General features: G+C 70.3%; 14 protein-coding genes. 8 read left to right on the plus strand and 6 right to left on the minus strand.

The window, feature by feature from the left end:
* The first annotated feature begins 11 nt into the window (after positions 1-11).
* Both EP757_RS17345 and EP757_RS17350 read left to right on the plus strand, forming a co-directional pair.
* The gene (locus EP757_RS17345; protein ID WP_127547320.1) at positions 12-797 is read left to right on the plus strand and encodes a type 1 glutamine amidotransferase; all 786 of its coding nucleotides are present in this window, start codon (positions 12-14) and stop codon (positions 795-797) included.
* The gene (locus tag EP757_RS17350) at positions 797-3,814 is read left to right on the plus strand and encodes a bifunctional [glutamine synthetase] adenylyltransferase/[glutamine synthetase]-adenylyl-L-tyrosine phosphorylase (protein ID WP_127547322.1); all 3,018 of its coding nucleotides are present in this window, start codon (positions 797-799) and stop codon (positions 3,812-3,814) included. The genes EP757_RS17345 and EP757_RS17350 overlap by 1 nt, the downstream gene beginning before the upstream one ends.
* A gap of 50 nt (positions 3,815-3,864) precedes the next feature.
* Here the strand turns inward: EP757_RS17350 and EP757_RS17355 are convergent, their stop codons facing one another.
* Together EP757_RS17355 and EP757_RS17360 are read right to left on the minus strand one after the other, a co-directional pair.
* A complete protein-coding gene (locus EP757_RS17355) occupies positions 3,865-4,860 on the minus strand; it encodes a hypothetical protein (protein ID WP_127547324.1) in 996 nt (331 codons plus the stop codon).
* 136 nt (positions 4,861-4,996) lie between these two features.
* A complete protein-coding gene (locus EP757_RS17360; protein WP_127547326.1) occupies positions 4,997-5,428 on the minus strand; it encodes a MarR family winged helix-turn-helix transcriptional regulator in 432 nt (143 codons plus the stop codon).
* Between the two features lie 86 nt (positions 5,429-5,514).
* On the opposite strand from EP757_RS17360, the gene EP757_RS17365 reads away from it, so the two are divergent.
* On the plus strand, positions 5,515-5,715 hold the full coding sequence (locus tag EP757_RS17365; RefSeq protein ID WP_127547328.1) for a hypothetical protein: 201 nt from the start codon (positions 5,515-5,517) through the stop codon (positions 5,713-5,715).
* On the opposite strand, the gene EP757_RS17370 is transcribed toward EP757_RS17365, so the two are convergent.
* Positions 5,712-7,295 carry a hypothetical protein gene (locus EP757_RS17370; protein WP_127547330.1) on the minus strand — a complete coding sequence of 528 codons (1,584 nt, stop codon included), beginning with the start codon at positions 7,293-7,295 and terminating at the stop codon, positions 5,712-5,714. The genes EP757_RS17365 and EP757_RS17370 overlap by 4 nt on opposite strands.
* Before the next feature lie 57 nt (positions 7,296-7,352).
* Here EP757_RS17370 and mptB point away from each other — a divergent pair, with 57 nt between their 5' ends.
* The 4 genes from mptB to EP757_RS17390 are packed head-to-tail and all read left to right on the plus strand — an operon-like array spanning position 7,353 to position 12,734.
* Entirely contained in the window at positions 7,353-8,768 is a 1,416-nt protein-coding gene (gene mptB / locus EP757_RS17375) for a polyprenol phosphomannose-dependent alpha 1,6 mannosyltransferase MptB (protein ID WP_127547332.1), read from the plus strand.
* Positions 8,695-9,831 (plus strand): glycosyltransferase 87 family protein, encoded by a 1,137-nt coding sequence (locus EP757_RS17380; protein ID WP_127547334.1) that lies wholly within the window; start codon positions 8,695-8,697, stop codon positions 9,829-9,831. Before mptB ends, EP757_RS17380 begins: the two co-directional genes overlap by 74 nt.
* Before the next feature lie 9 nt (positions 9,832-9,840).
* Complete coding sequence (locus EP757_RS17385; protein WP_127547336.1) at positions 9,841-12,039, plus strand: esterase-like activity of phytase family protein; 2,199 nt, start codon at positions 9,841-9,843, stop codon at positions 12,037-12,039.
* 59 nt (positions 12,040-12,098) lie between these two features.
* A complete protein-coding gene (locus tag EP757_RS17390; RefSeq protein ID WP_160165811.1) occupies positions 12,099-12,734 on the plus strand; it encodes an ElyC/SanA/YdcF family protein in 636 nt (211 codons plus the stop codon).
* Positions 12,735-13,229: 495 nt separating this feature from the next.
* On the opposite strand, the gene glnA is transcribed toward EP757_RS17390, so the two are convergent.
* A complete protein-coding gene (gene glnA, locus EP757_RS17395) occupies positions 13,230-14,654 on the minus strand; it encodes a type I glutamate--ammonia ligase (protein ID WP_127547340.1) in 1,425 nt (474 codons plus the stop codon).
* A gap of 190 nt (positions 14,655-14,844) precedes the next feature.
* Between glnA and EP757_RS17400 the strand changes: the two genes are divergently transcribed.
* Complete coding sequence (locus EP757_RS17400; protein WP_127547342.1) at positions 14,845-15,258, plus strand: RDD family protein; 414 nt, start codon at positions 14,845-14,847, stop codon at positions 15,256-15,258.
* A 1,005-nt stretch (positions 15,259-16,263) separates the two neighbouring features.
* Here the strand turns inward: EP757_RS17400 and EP757_RS44625 are convergent.
* On the minus strand, positions 16,264-16,749 hold the full coding sequence (locus EP757_RS44625) for a hypothetical protein (protein ID WP_127547344.1): 486 nt from the start codon (positions 16,747-16,749) through the stop codon (positions 16,264-16,266).
* Between the two features lie 1,624 nt (positions 16,750-18,373).
* On the minus strand, positions 18,374-19,357 hold the full coding sequence (locus EP757_RS17410; protein WP_127547346.1) for a hypothetical protein: 984 nt from the start codon (positions 19,355-19,357) through the stop codon (positions 18,374-18,376).
* Between the last annotated feature and the right edge of the window lie 47 nt (positions 19,358-19,404).

Consider the following 19,404-nt stretch of genomic DNA (forward strand, 5'->3'; position numbering starts at 1 on the left):
AGCCTCGACGGGTGGGCAGCGCACTAGTCATCGAGAACGATCCCAGTGACGACCTCCGGCGCCTCGGCGACTGGCTGACCGAGGCCGGGCTGGAGCTGACCGTCCTCCGGCCGCACGCCGGTGACGAGCTGCCCGAGACGCTCGACGACTACCTGGCCCTGATCGTGCTGGGCGGCGATCAGAACGCGTACGCGGCGGAGGACGGCACTCCCGGCGCACCCTGGTTCCCGGCCCTCGAAGGGCTGCTCCGCAAGGCCGTGCGCTACCGCGTTCCCACCCTCGCGCTCTGCCTCGGCGGCCAGCTGCTGGCGGCCGCGCACGGTGGCCGGGTGGAGCGCAGCACGTCCGGCCCGGAGGTCGGTCCCGGCCTGATCGGCAAGCGGGACGCGGCCGACACCGACCCGCTGTTCAAGTGGGTGCCGCTGATCCCCGACGTCATCCAGTGGCACCGCGACGAGATCACCGAGCTGCCGCTGTCCGCCGTGCTGCTCGCCGCCTCCAGCCGGTACCCGCATCAGGCGTTCCGGATCGGCGACCGGGCCTGGGGCACCCAGTTCCACATCGAGTGCGACGCCGACATGATCGAGGCGTGGGCCCGCAGCGACGCCGCCACCCTCGACGAGCTCGGCTACGACCCGGAGTCGGTGGTGCTCGCGACCACCCGCGCGCTCGCCGACGTGGAGGAGGTCTGGCAGCCCTTCGCCCAGCGGTTCGCCGCGCTCGCGCTCGGTGAGCTGCCCGACGCCGACATCCCGGTCACCGGCTTCGGCCGGACCCTGCCGCTGCTGGGGCAGTGATGACCAGGCCCAGCCGGCTCGCGCGGTACGGGTTCGGCGACGACGGTGCCCGCGCCACCGACCTGCTCGGCGCCGACGGCCTGCGACTCTGGGACGCCGAGGCACACGCCCCGGCCGACCCGGCCGCCGCCGACCTGCTCGACGGACTCTCGAAGACCGCCGACCCGAACCTCGCTCTGCGGCAGCTGCACCGGCTCGCCGACTCGGCCGGCCGCGCCGCCGAACGCAGCAACGGCAACCGGGTCGCCGGTCCGGGCAGCGCGCTGGTGCACAACGAGGCGACCGCCGAGCTGCTCGGCGAGCTGTCCCGCGATCAGGGGCTGAAACGCCGGCTGTTCGCGGTCCTCGGCGCGTCGTCGGCGCTCGGCGACCACCTGGTGGCGAACCCGGACGAGTGGCGCACGCTCGCCACCGGCAAGAGCGGCCTGCCGCCGGACGCCGAGGGGCGGCTCGCCTTCGCCGCGGAGACCGTTCCCGATCTGCGGACGGCGTACCGGATCTCGCTCCTGCGCATCGCCGCCGCCGACCTGACCGGCGGCCGCGGGCTGGAACCGACGATGGCCGCCCTGTCCCGGCTGGCCGACGAGACGCTGGCGGCGGCCTACGCGATCGCGCTCGCCGGGCTCCCCGCCGGGACGCCGGAGCCGCGCCTCGCCGTCGTGGCGATGGGCAAGTGCGGCGGCAACGAGCTGAACTACGTCTCCGACGTCGACGTGATCTTCGTGGCCGCCGGTGACGAGGATTTGACGGCCGGGACCACGATCGCCGCCCGGCTCATCGAGATCTGCGGGCTGGTGGCCTGGCCGGTCGACGCGGCGCTGCGGCCGGAGGGCAGCCGCGGGCCACTGGTGCGCACGCTCGCCAGCCATCAGGCCTACTACCGCCGGTGGGCGCGGACCTGGGAGTTCCAGGCGCTGCTCAAGGCCCGCCCGGCGGCCGGCGACCTGGCTCTCGCGCAGGCCTGGATCGCGGATCTCGCGCCGCTGGTCTGGCACGCGGCGGAACGGCCCGAGGCGGTCGCCGACGTCCGCGACATGCGCCGCAAGATCATCGACAACGTGCCGGCCAAGGAGGTGGACCGGGAGATCAAACGCGGTCCGGGCGGCCTGCGCGACATCGAGTTCGCGGTGCAGCTGCTCCAGCTCGTGCACGGCCGGATCGACGAGACGTTGCGCGCGCCGGGCACGCTTCCGGCCCTCCGCGCGCTCGTGACCGGCGGCTATGTGGGCCGGCAGGACGGCGAGACACTGCTGCGCGGCTATCGCTTCCTGCGCGGCGTCGAGCACCGGCTGCAACTGCAGCAGCTCAAACGTACGCACACCGTCCCGGACGATCCGGCGGGACTCCGATGGCTCGCGGCGGCACTGGGATACACCGCCCTGCCGGGGCGCGACGCCGTCGAATCGTTCCGCTCCGACTGGGTGGGACACGCCGCGAACGTCCGCCGGCTGCACGTGAAGCTGCTCTACCAGCCCTTGCTCGAAGCGGTCGCCCGGGTGCCCGCCGAGGAGCTGCGGATGACCCCCGAGTCGGCTCGCAAGCGTCTGGAGATCCTCGGGTTCGCCGACCCGGCCAGTGCCCTCCGCCATCTGGAGGCGCTCACCGGCGGCGTGACCAGGACCGCCGCGATCCAGCGCACCCTGCTGCCGATGCTGCTGCAGGACTTCGCCGACGCGCCCGAGCCGGACCGCGGCCTGCTCAGCTACCGGCAGGTCTCCGACAAGCTCGGCAGCACCCCGTGGTACCTCCGCCTGCTGCGCGACGGCGGCCCGGTCGCCCGCCGGCTGGCCCGGGTGCTGAGCCTCTCCCGGTACGCGACGGACCTGCTCACCCGCGATCCGGAGGCGCTGCGGCTGCTCGCCGAGGACGGTGAGCTCCAGCCCCGGCCCCGGCAGGCGCTGCTCGACGGCTTCGCGTCGGCCGGCGACCGGTACGCCGGAGATCCGCTCCAGGCGATCGGCGCCGTCCGCGCGCTGCGCCGGCGGGAGCTGTTCCGGATCGCCTGCGCCGACATCCTGAGCAAAGGCGACGACCTCGCCCCGGACCGGCCGCTCGACGTCGACGCGATCGGCGCGGCGCTCTCCGACATCACCGACGCGACGCTCAGCGCGGCCCTGCGGATCGCCCGGCGCGCCAAGCCCGGCCCGGACGGCCTGCGCTTCGCGATCATCGGGATGGGCCGCCTCGGCGGTTACGAGATGAGCTACCCGTCCGACGCCGACGTCCTGTTCGTCTACGCCCCACCGGCCGGCACCTCGGCCGGTGGCCCGGACAGTGGCGCGGCCTCCGCCGCGCACGCGATCGCCGAGGAACTGCGGCGGCTGCTCCAGTCGCCTGCCCCCGACCCGCCGCTCGGCGTCGACGCCGACCTGCGCCCGGAAGGCCGGCAGGGCCCGCTCGTCCGCAGCATCTCCGCCTACCAGCAGTACTACGCCCGCTGGTCCAAGGTCTGGGAGGCGCAGGCGCTGCTGCGCGCCCGGTTCGTCTGCGGCGACGCGTCGCTCGGCGCCGAGTTCGAGGCGCTCGCCGACGGCGTCCGCTACCCGTCCAGCGGGCTCACCCGCGAACAGGTCGTCGAGATCCGCCGGATCAAGGCCCGGGTGGAGACCGAGCGGATGCCCCGCGGCGCCGACCCGAACACGCACACGAAGCTCGGCCGGGGCGGTCTCGCCGACGTCGAATGGGCCGTCCAGCTGCTCCAGCTGCGGTTCGCCCACGAACATCCGGAACTGCGCAAGACCTGCACCAAGGAAGCCCTGACCGCCGAGTGCGAGGCGGGCCTGGTCGACGCGGCGGACGCGCACGCGATGGCGGCCGGGTGGACCCTCGCCTCGCAGGTGCGCAACGCGCTCACCCTGGTCCGCGGACGGCCGACCGACCAGCTGCCGCGGCACGGGGTCGAGCTGGCGGGCGTGGTGCTCCTGCTGGACGGCGGCGATCCGGGCGAGTTCGTCGACCGGTACCTGCGGCTGACACGGCGTTCGCGGGCCGCGATGGAGCGGGTCCTTGATTCCTAGCAGGGGCCTGACTCCTAGCAGGGGCCTGAGTCCCAGCAGAGGCCTGAGTCCTAGCAGGGGCTTGAGGTTCCCTCCGCCTGAAATATCCGAAATTTCGTGATGGTGTAGCTCACCCGCCACTCCGTACACGTCTCGCCGGGCCGGCCCTCGGGACCGTCGCCGGCCTCCTGCCTGCTGCGGAACGTCACGTCCGCACCCAGTCGCCCGCCGCCCAGGTCGGTGAGATCGTGCAGCACCACGTCGGAGTCCTTCGCCGTAGCCGTCCCGTCGCTGAACCGCGCCATCTGCTCCGGATCGTCCGGGTCCAGCTCGCCGTCCGGCGCGAGAACCTCGGCGACCTTGGCGTAGTCCTTCGTGTTGATCCCGGTGAAGTAGCTCTCCAGCATGGCGGCCACCTCGTCCGCCTGTTCGTGGGTGACCTCGCTGTCCACGGTGACCAGCCGCGCGGGATCGGTGGTGGCGTTCTCCAGCGGCGGAACCGCGGTGGCCGGGATGATCGGCACCTCCGATCGCGGTGCGGCCTTCCCGAGTCCCTGATCGACGGCCCGGTTGCCGGTCTCCGCCTCGGAGCTCGTCGAGTCGAGCAGGCGGGGGCCGCCGAGGATCGCGGCCGCGGCGAGGGCGGCTATCAGTACGACGATCGGCACGGCGGGCAGCAGTCGCCGCCGGGAATCCGGCTCCTCCACGTCCGGAGGCGGATCGGCGGGTTCCGGGATCATTCTGGCGCCGGGCCGCTTCGTCCCCGGCCACGGCTCGCCGGCGACGGCCGGCGGCGCGTTGCGAGGCGCCTGCGGCGGCCCGTTGCGGAAGCCGGGGGCGTTCCGCGGTTCCCACCGATCCCGGCGCTCCGCCGACTCACGGTTCTTCAGCGTTTCGCGGCTTTCCGGCGGGCGTTGAGGGCGGGCGAGCCGCTGCGGGAGGGCGTCCCATCGGGTCGGGTCGGTGCTTCGGGACGGGCGGCCGCACGTCGAGCAGACGCCGGGTTCGCCGTCATTGGTCTCACCACAGTTACCGCAGATCCACATCTGCCGGTCGACTCCCGTCATTCTCGTCGAAACCCGGCTGGGTTAAGAGAATTCAGTGAATCGCGTGGTGAGCCAGTATGAAACGCCCACTACGGGTGACGTTTCCGCCGATCAACCTACCCGGGTGACGGATCAGTGGCCGATTTGCGAATCGTATTCAGCGGCTAGCGGCCGCGATTACCCGAGTCAGCGCTTCGTGAACTGTCTTCAATTCTTCGATCGGCATGCCGAGCCGTTCCACGACGGCCGGCGGGATCCGCTCGGCGTCGGCCCGCAGTTCGCGGCCGCGCTCGGTCAGGGTGATCGCGAGGCTGCGCTCGTCGGCGGTGTCCCGTTCGCGACGCAGGTACCCGATCGCTTCGAGGCGCTTCAGCAACGGCGACAGTGTTCCGGGGTCGAGCTGGAGCAGCTCGCTGAGCCGGCGTACGGAGAGTGGGGCGTACTGCCAGAGCGCGAGCATCACGAGGTACTGCGGGTGGGTCAGGCCCATCGGCTCCAGCAGGGGGCGGTAGATCGCCACGACGCTGCGAGCCGCCACCGACAGCGCGAAGCAGACCTGCTGCTCCAGGGCGAGGGGGTCATCACTCACTTGCGATTCTCCTCAGGTCGTCGGCTACTCTACCAATAGTTGGTGTACCAATCATTGGCCCACAAAGCTTCCGGAGGCGAGCGATCGTGTCGAAGTTCTCTGACTGGTTTCACCGGACGTTCGACGACTGGGCGTTCCGCTCCCTGATCGGCCCGGCGCAGACCAAGGGCGCGGTGCAGGGCTGCGACGCGGAGGCCCGTGAGCAGTGGAAGCGTGACCTGGAGAACCGCAAGCGCTACACCCGTGAGCAGCGCGAACGCAAGCGCGCCGCCCGCCAGGCCTCCTAGATCTCGCTGCCGATCGTGTAGCGCCCCGCCGCGGGCACCGTCACCCGGGTCCACACCCCGTCCGCCGCGATCGAGGCGCCGCCGCTCACGGTCAGCCAGCGGTGGTATCGAATCCGGACATCCACGTCCCCGGCCGACGCCGCGTCGAACGTCACCGACGCGGCGTCCTGAGCGACGAGACCTGGGACGATCGGTCGTGCTCCGGCCACCTCATAGAGCCGCCAATGAGCGTCGCTCCAGATCAGTGACAGGCCGGGCAGGCCGTTCGTGACCAGCTCGGCCTCGGCCCGTCCAGGCCAGGCGAGTTCGGCGTCGGGCACGGCGACGTACTGCACGGCCAGCTCTTCCAGCCACCGCCGATAGCTGTCCGCGGTCAGCGGCACCCCGGTTCCGGCAGCGCCCGGCACTGTCGTGAAGAACAGCGGATTGCGATCGATATCGGCCTGCCGCAGCCATCCCCGCGCGAGCGGCACGTCCCCCATCGAGGCGGCCTCCCAATAAGCCCGCGTCGGCGGAATCTCCACCCGACCGGTCAGCTCCTCCTCGGCGAGCCGCGCCCGCAACGGCGCGAAATACGCCGGATCAGCGGTCGGATTCCCGATGTCCCGCACGTCGTCGATCACCACGGGCGGCTGCCACCAGATCAGGGCGAGGAGCAGAAGATAAATCAATTTCCTGGTACGGGGGACCGCACCGTAGGCAGCGAGCACCGGAACACCGAACATGACGGCGAGCCGGGTCGCATTCAGGCCTACCGGGGTGTGGACGAGTGATGCCGCCAGCACTCCGGCCGACGCCAGCAGCGCCCCGATCCGTACCGCCCGCACCGGCACGAAAACCGCGACGATCAGCCCGGTCACCACGGCCCGAACCGTGTCGGTGCGGCTGATGTTCATCCACCCGCCGTCCCCGAACAGCACCGACGTGATCGCCAGGGGAACGGCCGCGGGAACAGCGAGCAGGAGTCCGTCCCGCCACCGCCCGCCGTGAGTTCCGATCGCCGCTGCTCGGTCGCCGTCGTGAGACTCGGGCTTCGGCAGGGAACCGGTTCGGGTGAGCAGCAGCGCCACGCCGGCCAGGCCGGTGAAGAGGCCGGCCACCGGACTGGTGGCGCCGGCGAGGAAGGCGGCCACGGCTGCGAAGCGGCGCAGGCGCGGCACGGTGAGCAGGACCAGCGCGCCGACGGCGAAGCAGATGCCGAGGCCGTACGTGACCCGCCCGCTCACCAGGTTCCCCGCGAAGGCGACGGTCCCGAAGACCGCGCCGAGGATCGGGCGCGCCGCGCCGGTGCGCCGGAACAGCACCGCGAGCAGCACCGGACCGGCGATGAGCGTGAGGACGCCGGTGACCCGGACGCCGAGCAAAGCCATCACCGGCTGGGAGATCAGGCTGTAACCGAATTGCTCGACGCCGGCGTACCAGCGCAGATCGACCGGGGTGAGACCGTGCCGTGCGAAGAAGTCGGCCCGGGCCACCTGGGCGGCCAGATCCGAGCCCATCGGGGGCAGGAACAGGTAGACGACGCCGAGGATCGCCGCCACCAGCGCGGTGATCCACTCCAGCCGGTGCCGGGCCCACATCCCGCCGACCCTACCGGTTCACCGGTGGTTGCAGCCTGTCACGGTAGGGTCGTCGCCATGCCGCGTCCATTCCTCGTCCGATATGCGGGACTGGCAGGCAGTCTGTTCCTGGCGGTGGCCGCCTGGTCCGGCGGCGCCAGCAGCCCGTGGGAACCCAACGTGACGCCGGGCACCATTTTCGCCGGTGAGAACGGTGTGCTGCTCCCGGTCTCGTGGCTGCTCGGGACGCTGTTGCTGATCGGCGCCTGGTGGGCGGGGCGGCGGCACGTACCGTCATTGCGGTGGGCTTATGTGACGGCCGCGCTGTGGGCTGTTCCGCTGCTCCCGTTCCTGCCCCTGGCCAGTTACGACGCGTACTCGTACGCATGTCAAGGTTGGCAGCAGAGTGCGGGGCTCGACCCGTACAGCGGCGGGCTTGATCTTCTGGGTTGTCCCTGGGCCGACGCCGTCTCGCCGACCTGGCGGCAGACGCCGGCGCCGTACGGTCCGGTGTTCCTGGTGCTGGCGGCGCTGGCCGCGAAGATCGGTGGCGGGCTGACCGGGACCGTCGCGGTGCTGCGGCTGATCGCGGTGCTCGGTGTCGTGGTGATCGGAATCTGCCTGCCGGTTCTGGCCCGCCGTGCCGGGGTGCCGCCGCAGCGAGCCGTGTGGCTGGTGCTGGCGTGTCCGCTCGTGCCCATTCACCTGATCTCCGGAGCACACAACGACGCGGTCATGGTCGCGCTGCTGGTCGCCGGTCTGACGGTGGCGACCGGCGCGACCACCTGGCCGAGAATGATCACTGCGGGAGTGCTGCTCGGGCTTGCCGTCGGGGTGAAGGCGACGGCCGTGGTGGTGCTGCCGTTCGCGGTGCTGCTCCTGCCGGGGCGCTGGTGGCGGTCGGCCCTGGTGCTCGGCTCCGCAGCCGCGGCGGCTCTCGGCGCGGTCTCGCTCGGTGCCGGGCTTGGCCTCGGATGGGTGACGAGCCTGTCCGGAAGTGGTGTGTCGGTGCAGTGGACCTCGATGCCGACGGCGGTCGGGCTGACGCTGGAACTGTTCGGCGTGCCGACCGCCGTGCCCGTCGCCCGGGTGGCCGGCATGATCATCCTGGCCGTCGTTCTGGTGCTGCTCTGGGTGCGCGTGGTGTCCCGCCCTGATTCGCACGATCCGGTGCACTACGCGGGGCTGGCGCTGGCGGCGACCGTGATCCTCGCCCCGGTGTTCCATCCCTGGTACGCCGTCTGGCCGCTCGCGGTGCTCGCCGCAACCGTCCGCAGGGAGACGTTGTGGCTGGTCACGCCGTGTGCGGTGGCCGCTGCGCTGTGCCTGCCGGACGGCTACAACCTGGCCCTCGTCACCAAGGCGCAGGGTGCCGTCGTCATGACCGTGCTCGCCGGTTGTCTAGTGTGGAAAGTCCTGAATGAAGCGAATCGTCACCCTCTGCGTCCTCGCGTCGATCACGGTGGGGGCGATCGTTCTCACCGGGCTCCGTAACGAGTTCTTCGACTCGAAGGTCTACCACGGCGCGATCCAGTACTGGTTCCGCGACGGCGGCATGGTCTACGACTTCCTGCGGCCGGGCACGCCGTACGGATTCACCTATCCGCCCTTCGCCGGCCTGGTCATGTCGCCGATGGCGTACCTGCCGATCCTGATCGTGGCGATCATCGCGACGCTGGCCACGACCGCGGCGACGGCCGTCGTGGTCTGGATGCTGGCGCGGCCGATTCTGGCCAGGCTGGGCTGGGACGACCGCATCGGCTGGGCCATCGCGATCTGCCTCGGACTGCTCTTCGAGCCGGTTCGCGAGACGATCACTTTCGGCCAGGTGAACATGCTGCTGCTCGCGCTGGTCACCGCCGACATGCTCTTCGGTGTGGCTCGCGGGCGGAAATGGGCCGGCGTCGGCATCGGCATCGCGGTCGCGATCAAGCTGACGCCCGGCGTGTTCATCCTCTACCTGCTGGTCACCCGGCGATGGCGGGCGCTGCTGACGTCGATCGGGTCGGCCGCCGGAGCGACGCTGCTGGCCGGGGCGCTGTTCCCGGACGAGTCGCGGGAGTTCTGGACGTCCGCGCTCTGGGACACGAACCGGGTGGGGCTGCTCTACTACCTGTCCAACCAGTCCGAGCGCGGTCTGCTGGCGAGGCTCCCCATCGACGTGATCGAGTCGAAGGTCTGGCTGGTGTGCGTGATCGCGACGCTGGCGGTCTGGGCGTGGCGCGTCGGGCGTTCACCCGGTGACGTGGTCGGCGGACTGGCGCTGACCGGTGTGCTCGGCTGCCTCATCAGCCCCGTCACCTGGATCCACCACTGTGTCTGGTTGATCCCGGCGTTGATCCGATGCGTGGAGCTCGGTCGGCCGTACCTGGGAATCTCGGGTTATGTCTTGATGACGTCGCATCTGACGTGGTGGTGGGAGAAGAGGCCGCGGCCGCCGCTGGAGCTGATCGGCGGCAACATTTATGTCTGGTTCAGCCTGGCTCTGCTCATCTGGACACCCCTCGGCACCCGCCGTTCGTCTGGCGTCCATGAATCGGACAAGATCATCGCGTAGTCAGCTTGCATGTCCATTCGCCGTACCACCTCGGCGGTTGTCTCCGCTGTGGCAGTGACCGCGGCGGCGGTCGCCAGCGTGCCCGCCGCTGCCTCCGCCCACGGTTACGTCAACACCTTCCACCGCCTCTCGACGTTTCCCGCATATCTGAACTCGTCGATCGACGATACGGCGGCGGCGGAGATCTCCACCGTCACCGAGGACGGCCGCACTGTCGTCTATACCGACAGCCCCGGCAAGCGCCTCGGCTTCATCGACATCACCGATGCCTCCAAGCCTCGGCCGGCCGGCACTCTCGCCGTCGGCGGTGAGCCCACGTCCGTCGCTCACCTGGGCCGTCTGCTGCTGGCCGGTGTGAACACCCGGACCAGCTTCACTTCGCCGTCCGGCAAGCTCGTCGTGATCGACTCGCGCACGCGCAAGGTGGTCCGCGAGATCGACCTCGGCGGGCAGCCTGACTCGGTCGCTGTCGCGCCGAGCGGCCGGTACATCGCCGTCGCCATCGAGAACGAGCGCGACGAGGACGTCAACGACGGGGCCATCCCGCAGGCGCCGGCCGGGTGGCTCTCGGTGATCGACACGCGGACCTGGAAGGTTTCCAAGGTCTCGCTGTCGGGGCTGTCCTCCGTGGCTCCGACGGATCCCGAGCCGGAGTACGTCTCGATCAACTCCCGGGACGAGGCCGTCGTCTCGTTGCAGGAGAACAACCACCTGGCGGTTGTCTCACTGAGGTCTGGCCGCGTCATTTCCGACTTTTCGGCCGGCAGCGTGACCCTTTCCGGCGTCGATACTCTGGATGACGACCAGATTGTTCTGGACGGCTCGATCACCGCTAAGCGGGAGCCGGACGGCGTCGCGTGGATCACCGACGACCTGTTCGCGACCGCCAACGAGGGTGACTACGAGGGCGGATCGCGCGGCTGGTCGATCTTCAACAAGAAGACCGGCAAGGTCGTCTGGGACGCCGGCAACACCCTCGAGCACATCGCGGTCGAGCACGGGCAGTACCCGGACAAGCGCTCGGACGCCAAGGGCATCGAGGTGGAGAACGTCGCCTTCGCACGGATGCGCGGCGTGCCGTACATCTTCGTGAACTCGGAGCGGGGCAACTTCACCGCGGCGTACGACGTCACGAACCCTGCCAAACCGCGCTTCAAGCAGCTCATGCCGACGACGAACGCTCCCGAGGGCGTCGTCGCGGTCCCGTCCCGGAACCTCGTCGTCGTGTCCAGCGAGGAGGAGGACCCGTCGATCGGGATTCGCGGCAGCGTGCAGATCTTCGGTCTCGGTGGATCATCGTCCTCTTCACACTCGTCGTCCTCGTCATCCTCGTCGTCCCTCTCGTTCCCTTCGTTTTCTTCGTCCTCTTCGGACACGCAGATCTCTTCTCGCGACGACATCCCGTGGGGTGCGCTCTCCGCGCTGTCGCCGGTGCCGGGCAGCCGGGACAAGCTGGTGTCGGTGACCGATTCCGTCTACACGCCGACGCGGATCCTGACCCTGTCGACCGACGGCGTCATCTCCCGCGAACTGGTCGTCACCAAGGACGGGGTCCCGGCCGGCTACGACGCCGAGGGTCTCGTGGCTCGTAAGCAGGGCGGGTACTGGCTGGCAGTCGAGGGGTCCTCCTCCTCGGCCAACCTGCTCGTGCGCCTCAACTCGGCCGGCGCCGTCCAGGAGGAGATCCCGCTCTCCGCCGACGTCGCCGCCGCGATCACCAGCAACGGTCTCGAAGGTGTCGCCGAGACTGGGAAGTACGTCTGGGTCGCCGTCCAGCGCGCGATCAAGGGCGATCCGGCGAACACCGCACGGATCGGCCGCTACGACACGACCACCAGGACCTGGTCGTGGCTGCTCTATCCGCTCGACACGGCACCGACCGGCTGGGTCGGCCTCTCCGAGCTGGTGGCGGTCGACGCCGACACGTTCGCGGTGATCGAGAGGGACAACCAGCGGGGCACGCTCGCGGCGGTCAAGAAGATCTACACGTTCGATGTGCCGTCGTCGTGGACCGGCACCCCCGGCGTTGCCAAGAAGCTGCGCAAGGATCTGCTGCCGGCGCTGAAGGCCGGTAACGGCTGGGTGCAGGACAAGGTCGAGGGGCTGGCCGTCGCGGGGAACGGTCGAACGTACGCCGTGACCGATAACGACGGTCTCGACGATGCGACGGGCGAGACCGTGTTCCTGGATCTCGGACGTTTGCTCTGAGGCTCTGGTTCTTCGGGACGGCGCCGGTCCGACCGGCGCCGTTCTGGATCATTAGTGGTGTGGAGATCCTTGCCGGTACGCCGGGATTGGCGTTTTCGCAGGTGGTGCACGTTCTGGTGCCCGGTCATGGCCGGAACGCCGACGCCACCGGCCTCACCCCGGGCGGCGAGGCGCGCTGCCGTGTCGCCGCCGGGCTCGGGCTTCCGGGCCGGATCGTCTGCGCCGGGTACAAATCGCCTGTCGACCGCAAAGGCGCTGCCTGGACCACGGCTGACGCTCCCGGCGAGGTGTTCCAGGGCGTACCGGAAGCCGACCTGATGCGGTCCTGGCTCGTGTCGGCGGGCGTCGCCCCCACCTCGATCTCGGTGGAACGGCACTCGATCGACACCGTCACGAACCTGCTCCGAGCCGAGCACGGATCCCACTTCGGCGACGATCGTCCGGTGGCGATCGTCACCCAGCGCGGCCACCTCCAGCGCATCCTGTCGATCGTGGCCCCGCGAACCCTGCGCCGCCCCTACCTCGGCGTCGTCGTACCGGGCGACATCGTCGAGAGCCCCCTCGCCGCCCCGGTCAGCCGCTTGATCAGCGCCCGTCTCCCCAGCAACCCCCAAGCCGCCATCACCACAGCCGAGCGCCGATCAACCCTCCTTTGGCGTACGGCGGAACGCCTCGGCAAACGGACCTACCACTAGAGCAATCCCCGCACCCAGCTCACGGCTGGCGAGTGCTGCCCGCCCGCTGCCCTTCGCGATGCCGCTCCACCATCCACTCGCCTGTGCGCCGCTCGCCTGTGCGCCCGCTGGCGTGTGCGCTGCTGGTCTTCCGCGCCGTTGGTGTGTGCGCTGGTGGTCTTCCGCGCTGCTGGTGTGTGCGCTGCCGGTCTTCCGCGCTGCTGGTGTGTGCGCTGCTCGTTTTCCGCGCCGCTGGTCTGTGGCGTCGCTCGCCTTCCTTGCGGCTCGCCTTTTAGCGCCCTCCGTGTCGCTCGTCTTCAGCGTCGCGGGCGTCAGCGTCGCTCGTCCTTAGCGCCGGATGCCGTCGGCTCTCGGCCTGGTCGGCGCCAGTCGAAGCGACGAACGGCGGCCACGCCGGCTGTGAAGCCGAGCATGACCGCCGTTCCCGGAGCCGTGCCGGTGATGTGCCCAGGATCAGATCAGCAGCCGAAACCGCTGGTCAAAGCCCTGGCAACGTCACACGTTGTAGTACATCTCGAACTCGTGCGGGGTCGGCCGCAGGCGAACCGGGTCGATCTCGTTGGTCCGCTTGTAGTCGATCCACGTCGAGATCAGGTCGTCGGTGAAGACACCGCCGGCCGTGAGGAACTCGTGGTCGGCCTCGAGCGAGTTGAGCACCGCGTCCAGCGAGCCCGGAACCTGCTTGACGCTGCCCCACTCCTCCGGCGGCAGGTCGTACAGGTCCTTGTCGATCGGCGCCGGCGGCTCGATCTTGTTCTTGATGCCGTCGAGGCCGGCCATCATCTGGGCCGAGAACGCCAGGTACGGGTTCGACGACGGGTCCGGCACGCGGAACTCGACGCGCTTGGCCTTCGCGTTGCTGCCCGTCACCGGGATGCGGGTGCAGGCGGAACGGTTGCGCTGCGAGTAGACCAGGTTGACCGGGGCCTCGTAGCCCGGCACCAGGCGCCGGTACGAGTTGACGGTCGGGTTGGTGAACGCGAGCAGCGACGGCGCGTGGTGCAGCAGACCGCCGATGTACCAGCGGGCGGTGTCCGACAGACCCGCGTAACCGGTCTCGTCGTAGAACAGCGGCTCACCGGCCAGCCAGAGGCTCTGGTGGGTGTGCATGCCGGAGCCGTTGTCACCGAAGAGCGGCTTCGGCATGAACGTCGCCGTCTTGCCGTGCTCCCAGGCGGTGTTCTTGATGATGTACTTGAACAGCTGCATCTGGTCGCCGGCGTGCAGCAGCGTCGAGAACTTGTAGTTGATCTCGCCCTGGCCCGCGGTGCCGACCTCGTGGTGCGAGCGCTCGACGGTGAAGCCGGTGTCGACCAGGCGGCGCACCATGGCGTCACGCAGGTCGGAGTAGTGGTCGACCGGGGAGACCGGGAAGTAGCCGCCCTTGTACGCGGTCTTGTAACCGCGGTTGCCACCCTCCTCCACACGACCGGTGTTCCACGCGCCCTCGATCGAGTCGATGTAGTAGAACGCCTGGTGGGCAGAGGTCTCGTGGCGGATCGAGTCGAAGATGTAGAACTCGGCCTCGGCGCCGAAGTAGGCCGTGTCGGCGATGCCGCTCGACGCCAGGTAGGCCTCGGCCTTCTTGGCCACGTTCCGCGGGTCACGCGAGTAGGCCTCGCGGGTGAACGGGTCGTGGATGAAGAAGTTGAGTGCCAGCGTCTTCTGGATACGGAACGGGTCGATGAAGGCGGTCGCCACGTCCGGCAGCAGCATCATGTCGGACTCGTGGATGGCCTGGAAGCCGCGGATCGAGGACCCGTCGAAGGCGAGGCCGTCGGTTGCAACGCTGTCGTCGAACGACTCGACCGGGATGTTGAAGTGCTGCATCACACCCGGGAGGTCACAGAAACGTACGTCGACGAACTTGACGTCCTCGTCTTTGAGGTATCGCAGGAGTTCCTCGGGATTGGCGAACACACGTCCTCCTGGCACAGTTTTCCGATACCGGGCGGCATGGGCCGCCACCTGGCAAGGCTGGTCGCGACGTTATGGGTACGGAGTTGCCCCGGCGTATCCCTATTGTTTCCGCCGTGTTACGGACTGGGCCGAGAAGGCACGGCGATACGCACGCTGATCACTCGGACACTATCGCGTACGCTCGGAAGACGTGGCTGCTTCCGTCAACGAATCCCCGGTGACCCCGACCGGGCTCGAGCCCGCCGGCCTCGGTCCGCGACTGGCGGCCATCGTCATCGACTGGGTGCTCTGTCTCCTGATCGCGAGCTTTTATGCCAGCCCGTCCGAGAAGACATGGCCTCCCGTTCTCATCCTGATCGTGGCCAACACCTTCTTCCTTGGTCTCTTCGGCCAGACGCCTGGCATGCGCTTGGCTCGCATCCACGTCGTCCCCTACAGCGACGACTCTTCCTATAGCGACGGGAGAGTGATCGGCCTCGGCCGCGGTCTGATCCGCGCCGTGCTGCTCGGCCTCTTCATCCCCGCGATCATCATGAACAGCCAGGGGCGTGGCCTGCACGACCGCGCCGCGGGCTCCATCGTGGCAAAGATTTCGCGGCGCTGACAGGGCGCTGGCCATGAAAAGAAGTGATGGCAGGTAGTAGCAAATTTCATTGGCCATCGCGGTTCTCTTCGGCGGACTCTGAAGCGGTCGAACCACCGACCACGCCGCCACCCGGCGTCCGGAATCCGAAGGCCTGCTCATGAGTGACCAGATCATCCGGCTCCCTAGCCGGCGCCGGCTCCCCTCCGAAACGTCGCCTGTCCAGCTCGGGCTCGACGGCACCCTCCGGCCTGGTGGCCGCCGGACTGCGCAGGCCCCACGGCCCCTCGGCCTGCTGAGGTCGCTCGGGAGCACCGATCACGCTCGGGCCGGCCTGCGCCCGAGACCCTTCCGTCCCGAGCCAGTCCGCCCACGGCGCGCCCCGATCCCGCCGTGACGAACTCGGCGGCACAGCGTCCGGAGCAGCCGGCGAGGCCGGCCGGGCGATGACCGGCGGCGTGGTTCCCGGCCTGGTCGCGGCGCCGCGGGCCGTGCCCGCAGGCCCCGTCTCTTCCGCACTGCCAGGACGCCACTCACGCTCACCGGCGGGATTCCTGAGTACGGGCGGAGCAGCCGAGTCAGACGGTCGCCCCAAGAGGTCGCTGCCCTGTTCGAGACCACGCCGCCGATCGCTCCAGGGCCCAGCCTGCTCATAGCCGGACCCGCCCTGTCCGGCCAGCCCAGGATCGGCCAGCCCAGAGCCGGCCAGCCCAGGCCGCGACGACGAAGGATCGCCGGCCCGCCCGCCGCCCGAAGTCCCAGGGCGTCCACCGCCCGGGGCCGTGGGGTGCCCGCCACTGCGAGCTCCCGGAAGGCCATCACCGGGCCCGCCAGGCTGGCCGCTGCTCGGGTACCCAGAAGCGCCGGGACCAGATCCGGGGCGTCGGGCAATGGAGGATCCGGAGGGCCCACCGAACCGGTCGTCGCCTGACTCACCGGTTCGTCCGGTGCCCTGAGCGCCGAACGTCCCTCCGGGCTGGACAGCGCCAGGCGTTCCAGGACCCGCGATGCCGGGCAGCCGAGGCGTCAATCCAGGTCGGCCGGTGCTCGGCGTTCCGGGTGTGCCTCCGAACCGTGTGGTGCCAGTTTCGGGGCCGCTACCTCGCGTCCCGGGGCCGCTGCCTTCACTTCCGGGAGCGCCGGTTCGGGGCCCGCCGCGGCCGCCGGGTGGGTTTGCGGGGTTGCTCGGCGTGACACCGAGGCGACCGCCGCCAGGCGTGCCGGGACTACCGGGCAGAGCGCCTGGCCGACCCGAGCCAGGTGTTCCAGGACCGCCGGGCCGTCCAGCCACGCCCGGACGGCCAGGAGTGCCAGGGATGCCAGCCGTGCCCGGGCTGCCATGGGCGCCGGGACCGCCGGACGTGCCAGGACGGCCAGGGGTGCCGGGACCGCCAGGCCGGCCAGGGGTGCCAGGACCGCCAGGACTGCCGGGACGGCCAAGGGCGCCGGGACGGCCAGGGGCGCCGGGCGTGCCGGGACGGCCAAGGGCGCCGGGACTGCCGGGACGGCCAAGGGCGCCGGGCGTGCCGGGAACGCCGGGAGCGCCGGGGCGCCCAGGGGTGCCTGGGCGGCCGGGTTGCTGCGGGACCGGTGTGGTGGGGCGGTTGCCGGGACGGAGAGGGGGTTGGGCTGTGGGCGGGAAGGGTTGGCCGGGGCGGCGGATCTCGCGGCTGGCGGGCGGTCCGGACGGTGTCGATGCCGGTGGCTGGCTGGACGGGCGGCGCAGAGAACGGCCCGGGGGAGGGGCGCTGGCCGGTGGGGGCAGGGTGCCGGGTGCGCGGCTGGCTCGGCCGAACTCGCCGGGTAGCGGTGGACGGATCGTGGCGGGCGGGATGGTGCTGGGAGGGGCTGTCTGTCCAGGAGGGAGGGTGCCCGGAGGAAAGGTCCCCGGCGGGAGGGTGCCAGGCGGGAAGGTCTGCCCGGGCGGAATGACGGTCGGGGGGATGGTTCCGGGGGTTACGCCGGGCGGTGTTGTTCCTGGCGGCAGCGTTCCCGGGGGAATGGTGCCGGGCGGCAGTGAGCCGGGCGGCAGCGTCGGCGAGCCCGGGGGCAGGCCGCCCGGAGAGGGGAACTGGCCGCCGGGCGGGATCGTGCCGGGCGGCAGGGCTCCGGGTGGTAGTGCGCCGGGAGGTCGCAGAACGGGCGGTACGACGCCGGGCGGGGCGGTGCCGGGAGGTGTCACGCCGGGCGGGGTGGTGCCAGGAGGTGTCACGCCGGGCGGAACCAGGCCGGGCGGTGTGACGGCGGGCGGCTGCGCGCCGGGAGGGACCAAGCCCGGGGGAGTCAGACCGGGCGGGGTTAGAGCCGGGGGAGTGAGACCCGGCGGGGTGAGGCCGGGCTGGTTGGAGACCGGCTCGGTGACGAAGCTCGGGCCGGTTTCGGCCGGGGCGTTCTGGGCGCCGGGGATTCCGGTGGGAGGGAGGGCAGCCGGTTGGCTGAGTACAGCGTTCATCGGCTGGACCGGTGGGCCGACACCGCCGGAGACCACGGCGATGTAGTCGAAGAACTGGTCACCATAGCGTTGGGCCAGCACTTGGGCCTCGCGGCGGTAACGCTCGCGGATCTCGAGCTGGTCCTCGGCGATCTCCTCCTCGCGGGCGGCGTTCCAGCTCACGCCGCTGGTCAGGAACGAGCCCAGGTTCTCGCCGAAGCTGACGTTCTGCGCGTCCTGCAGCTCGCGCTCATAGCGGGTCAGGAGCTGGTCCAGCTCGCGGCGGGCGTCGAGGGAGACGTTCACCAGGTGGCGCAGGGCGGTCACGTTGTTCTGGGCGGCGTCCATCCAGACGTCGAGATAGGTGAGCGCCTCGCCGGGACCCTTGCGCAGGAAGGCGTCGCGGGCCGCAGGGGACTGCCAGTGCTCGTCCTGCAGCACGGTGCTCTGCTGGACCACGAAGTGGCGGATGTCGGCCATGAACGACCAGGTGTTCTGCCACTGGTCGGCGAGGGCGGCCATCTGCTCCGGGTGCAGGTTCCGGATCTTCACGGCGACGGCTTCGACGGTGAGGGGATTGCCGGCGCCGGGTGGCGCGGTGAACGGGATCTGCGACGACGGATGCGTGCCGTAACGCGTCTGCCCGCTGTACGGGCTGTACCCGTAGTTCGGATCGGCGGTGGCGCCCCAGTACTCACCCATGGCTCATCCGTTCGCAAGCGGGCCGGAGGTACGGGTCCCGGTCGTCACCCGGTTGGTCTCCTCGAGCACGCCGCTCTCTCCGGGGCGATACGTGCTCGTGGTGCTCTCCCTGGTGACGGGATCGACCTTTTCCGTGGTCAGGCTCGTGGTACGGCCCTCGGCATCGACCGTTTCGGTGCTCTGCTCGGTGATGTTCGGTCCGTCGTACGAAATCGTGGTCTTGGTCGTGGCGGTGAGCGTGCCGTCCGTGCCGAAGGTCTCCACCGTCGTGGTCCGGACCGGGCCGTCGAAGCGGCTGGAAGTGCGTGTCGTGGAGGCCGAGATCGTCTCGCCACCGCGGCCGAAGATCGTGGTCGTCGTCGTCGCGACACCACCCGGCGGGGTCACTGTGGACACCTCGCGGCGCTCGCCGTTCGGCCCGTTCGAGATCTGCAGAGTCTGGTACGCGGAAACCGCCGTGACAGGACCGTCCTGCCAGAGCGCGCTGTCGGCAGCTGGAGGTGCGGCGGTGCCGGCCATCTGCTGGTCGAGGTAGGTGGCGCCGAGCTCGTCCGGAAGGCCGGCCGGCCGCGGAACGGTCTTGTCGCCGAAAGCGAACAGCACGTCGTCGAGGGAGGCGAGCGACGCGGCGGAGGCGGCGTCGCTGGAGCGGTAGCTCTCGGCGATGGTCTGCGCCGCGTTCGCCACATTGCCGAGCGACTCGGCCAGCTTGCCGAGATACGTGCTGAGCTCGGCGGCGTTCGCCTGCAACCCGGCGCGAACCGCATCGGCCTCGCCGAGTACGTCGCCGCTGAAAGCGCGGACCGGCATCTCGCCGAGCGGGGCGAGATACCCGGAACGTGCGGAAATATCGGCTTGCTGACTCGCGAGGAGCCGGGCGTACTCGCGGAGGCCGTCCAGATCGACAGCGATCGCCGGACCGCCGCGCAACCACGGCGCCGCGGCGTTCGCCGAGGTCTGCTCCGGATAGGGGTTCTCGGTGCCCATCACGCCTCCCCGTATTGACCATGATCACTGTTGCTTCCGGTGATCGG

It is taken from the genome of Actinoplanes sp. OR16, assembly GCF_004001265.1.
In the GTDB taxonomy this organism is placed as follows: Bacteria; Actinomycetota; Actinomycetes; order Mycobacteriales; family Micromonosporaceae; genus Actinoplanes.

Excerpts from the sequence above, each read along its gene's own strand:
- EP757_RS17355 (WP_127547324.1), bottom strand. The coding sequence starts at position 4,860 with ATGACGGGAGTCGACCGGCAGATGTGGATCTGCGGTAACTGTGGTGAG.
- EP757_RS17410 (WP_127547346.1), bottom strand. The coding sequence starts at position 19,357 with ATGGGCACCGAGAACCCCTATCCGGAGCAGACCTCGGCGAACGCCGCG.
- EP757_RS17380 (WP_127547334.1), top strand. The coding sequence starts at position 8,695 with ATGAAGCGAATCGTCACCCTCTGCGTCCTCGCGTCGATCACGGTGGGG.
- EP757_RS17350 (WP_127547322.1), top strand. The coding sequence starts at position 797 with ATGACCAGGCCCAGCCGGCTCGCGCGGTACGGGTTCGGCGACGACGGT.
- EP757_RS17385 (WP_127547336.1), top strand. The coding sequence starts at position 9,841 with ATGTCCATTCGCCGTACCACCTCGGCGGTTGTCTCCGCTGTGGCAGTG.
- mptB (WP_127547332.1), top strand. The coding sequence starts at position 7,353 with ATGCCGCGTCCATTCCTCGTCCGATATGCGGGACTGGCAGGCAGTCTG.
- EP757_RS17370 (WP_127547330.1), bottom strand. The coding sequence starts at position 7,295 with ATGTGGGCCCGGCACCGGCTGGAGTGGATCACCGCGCTGGTGGCGGCG.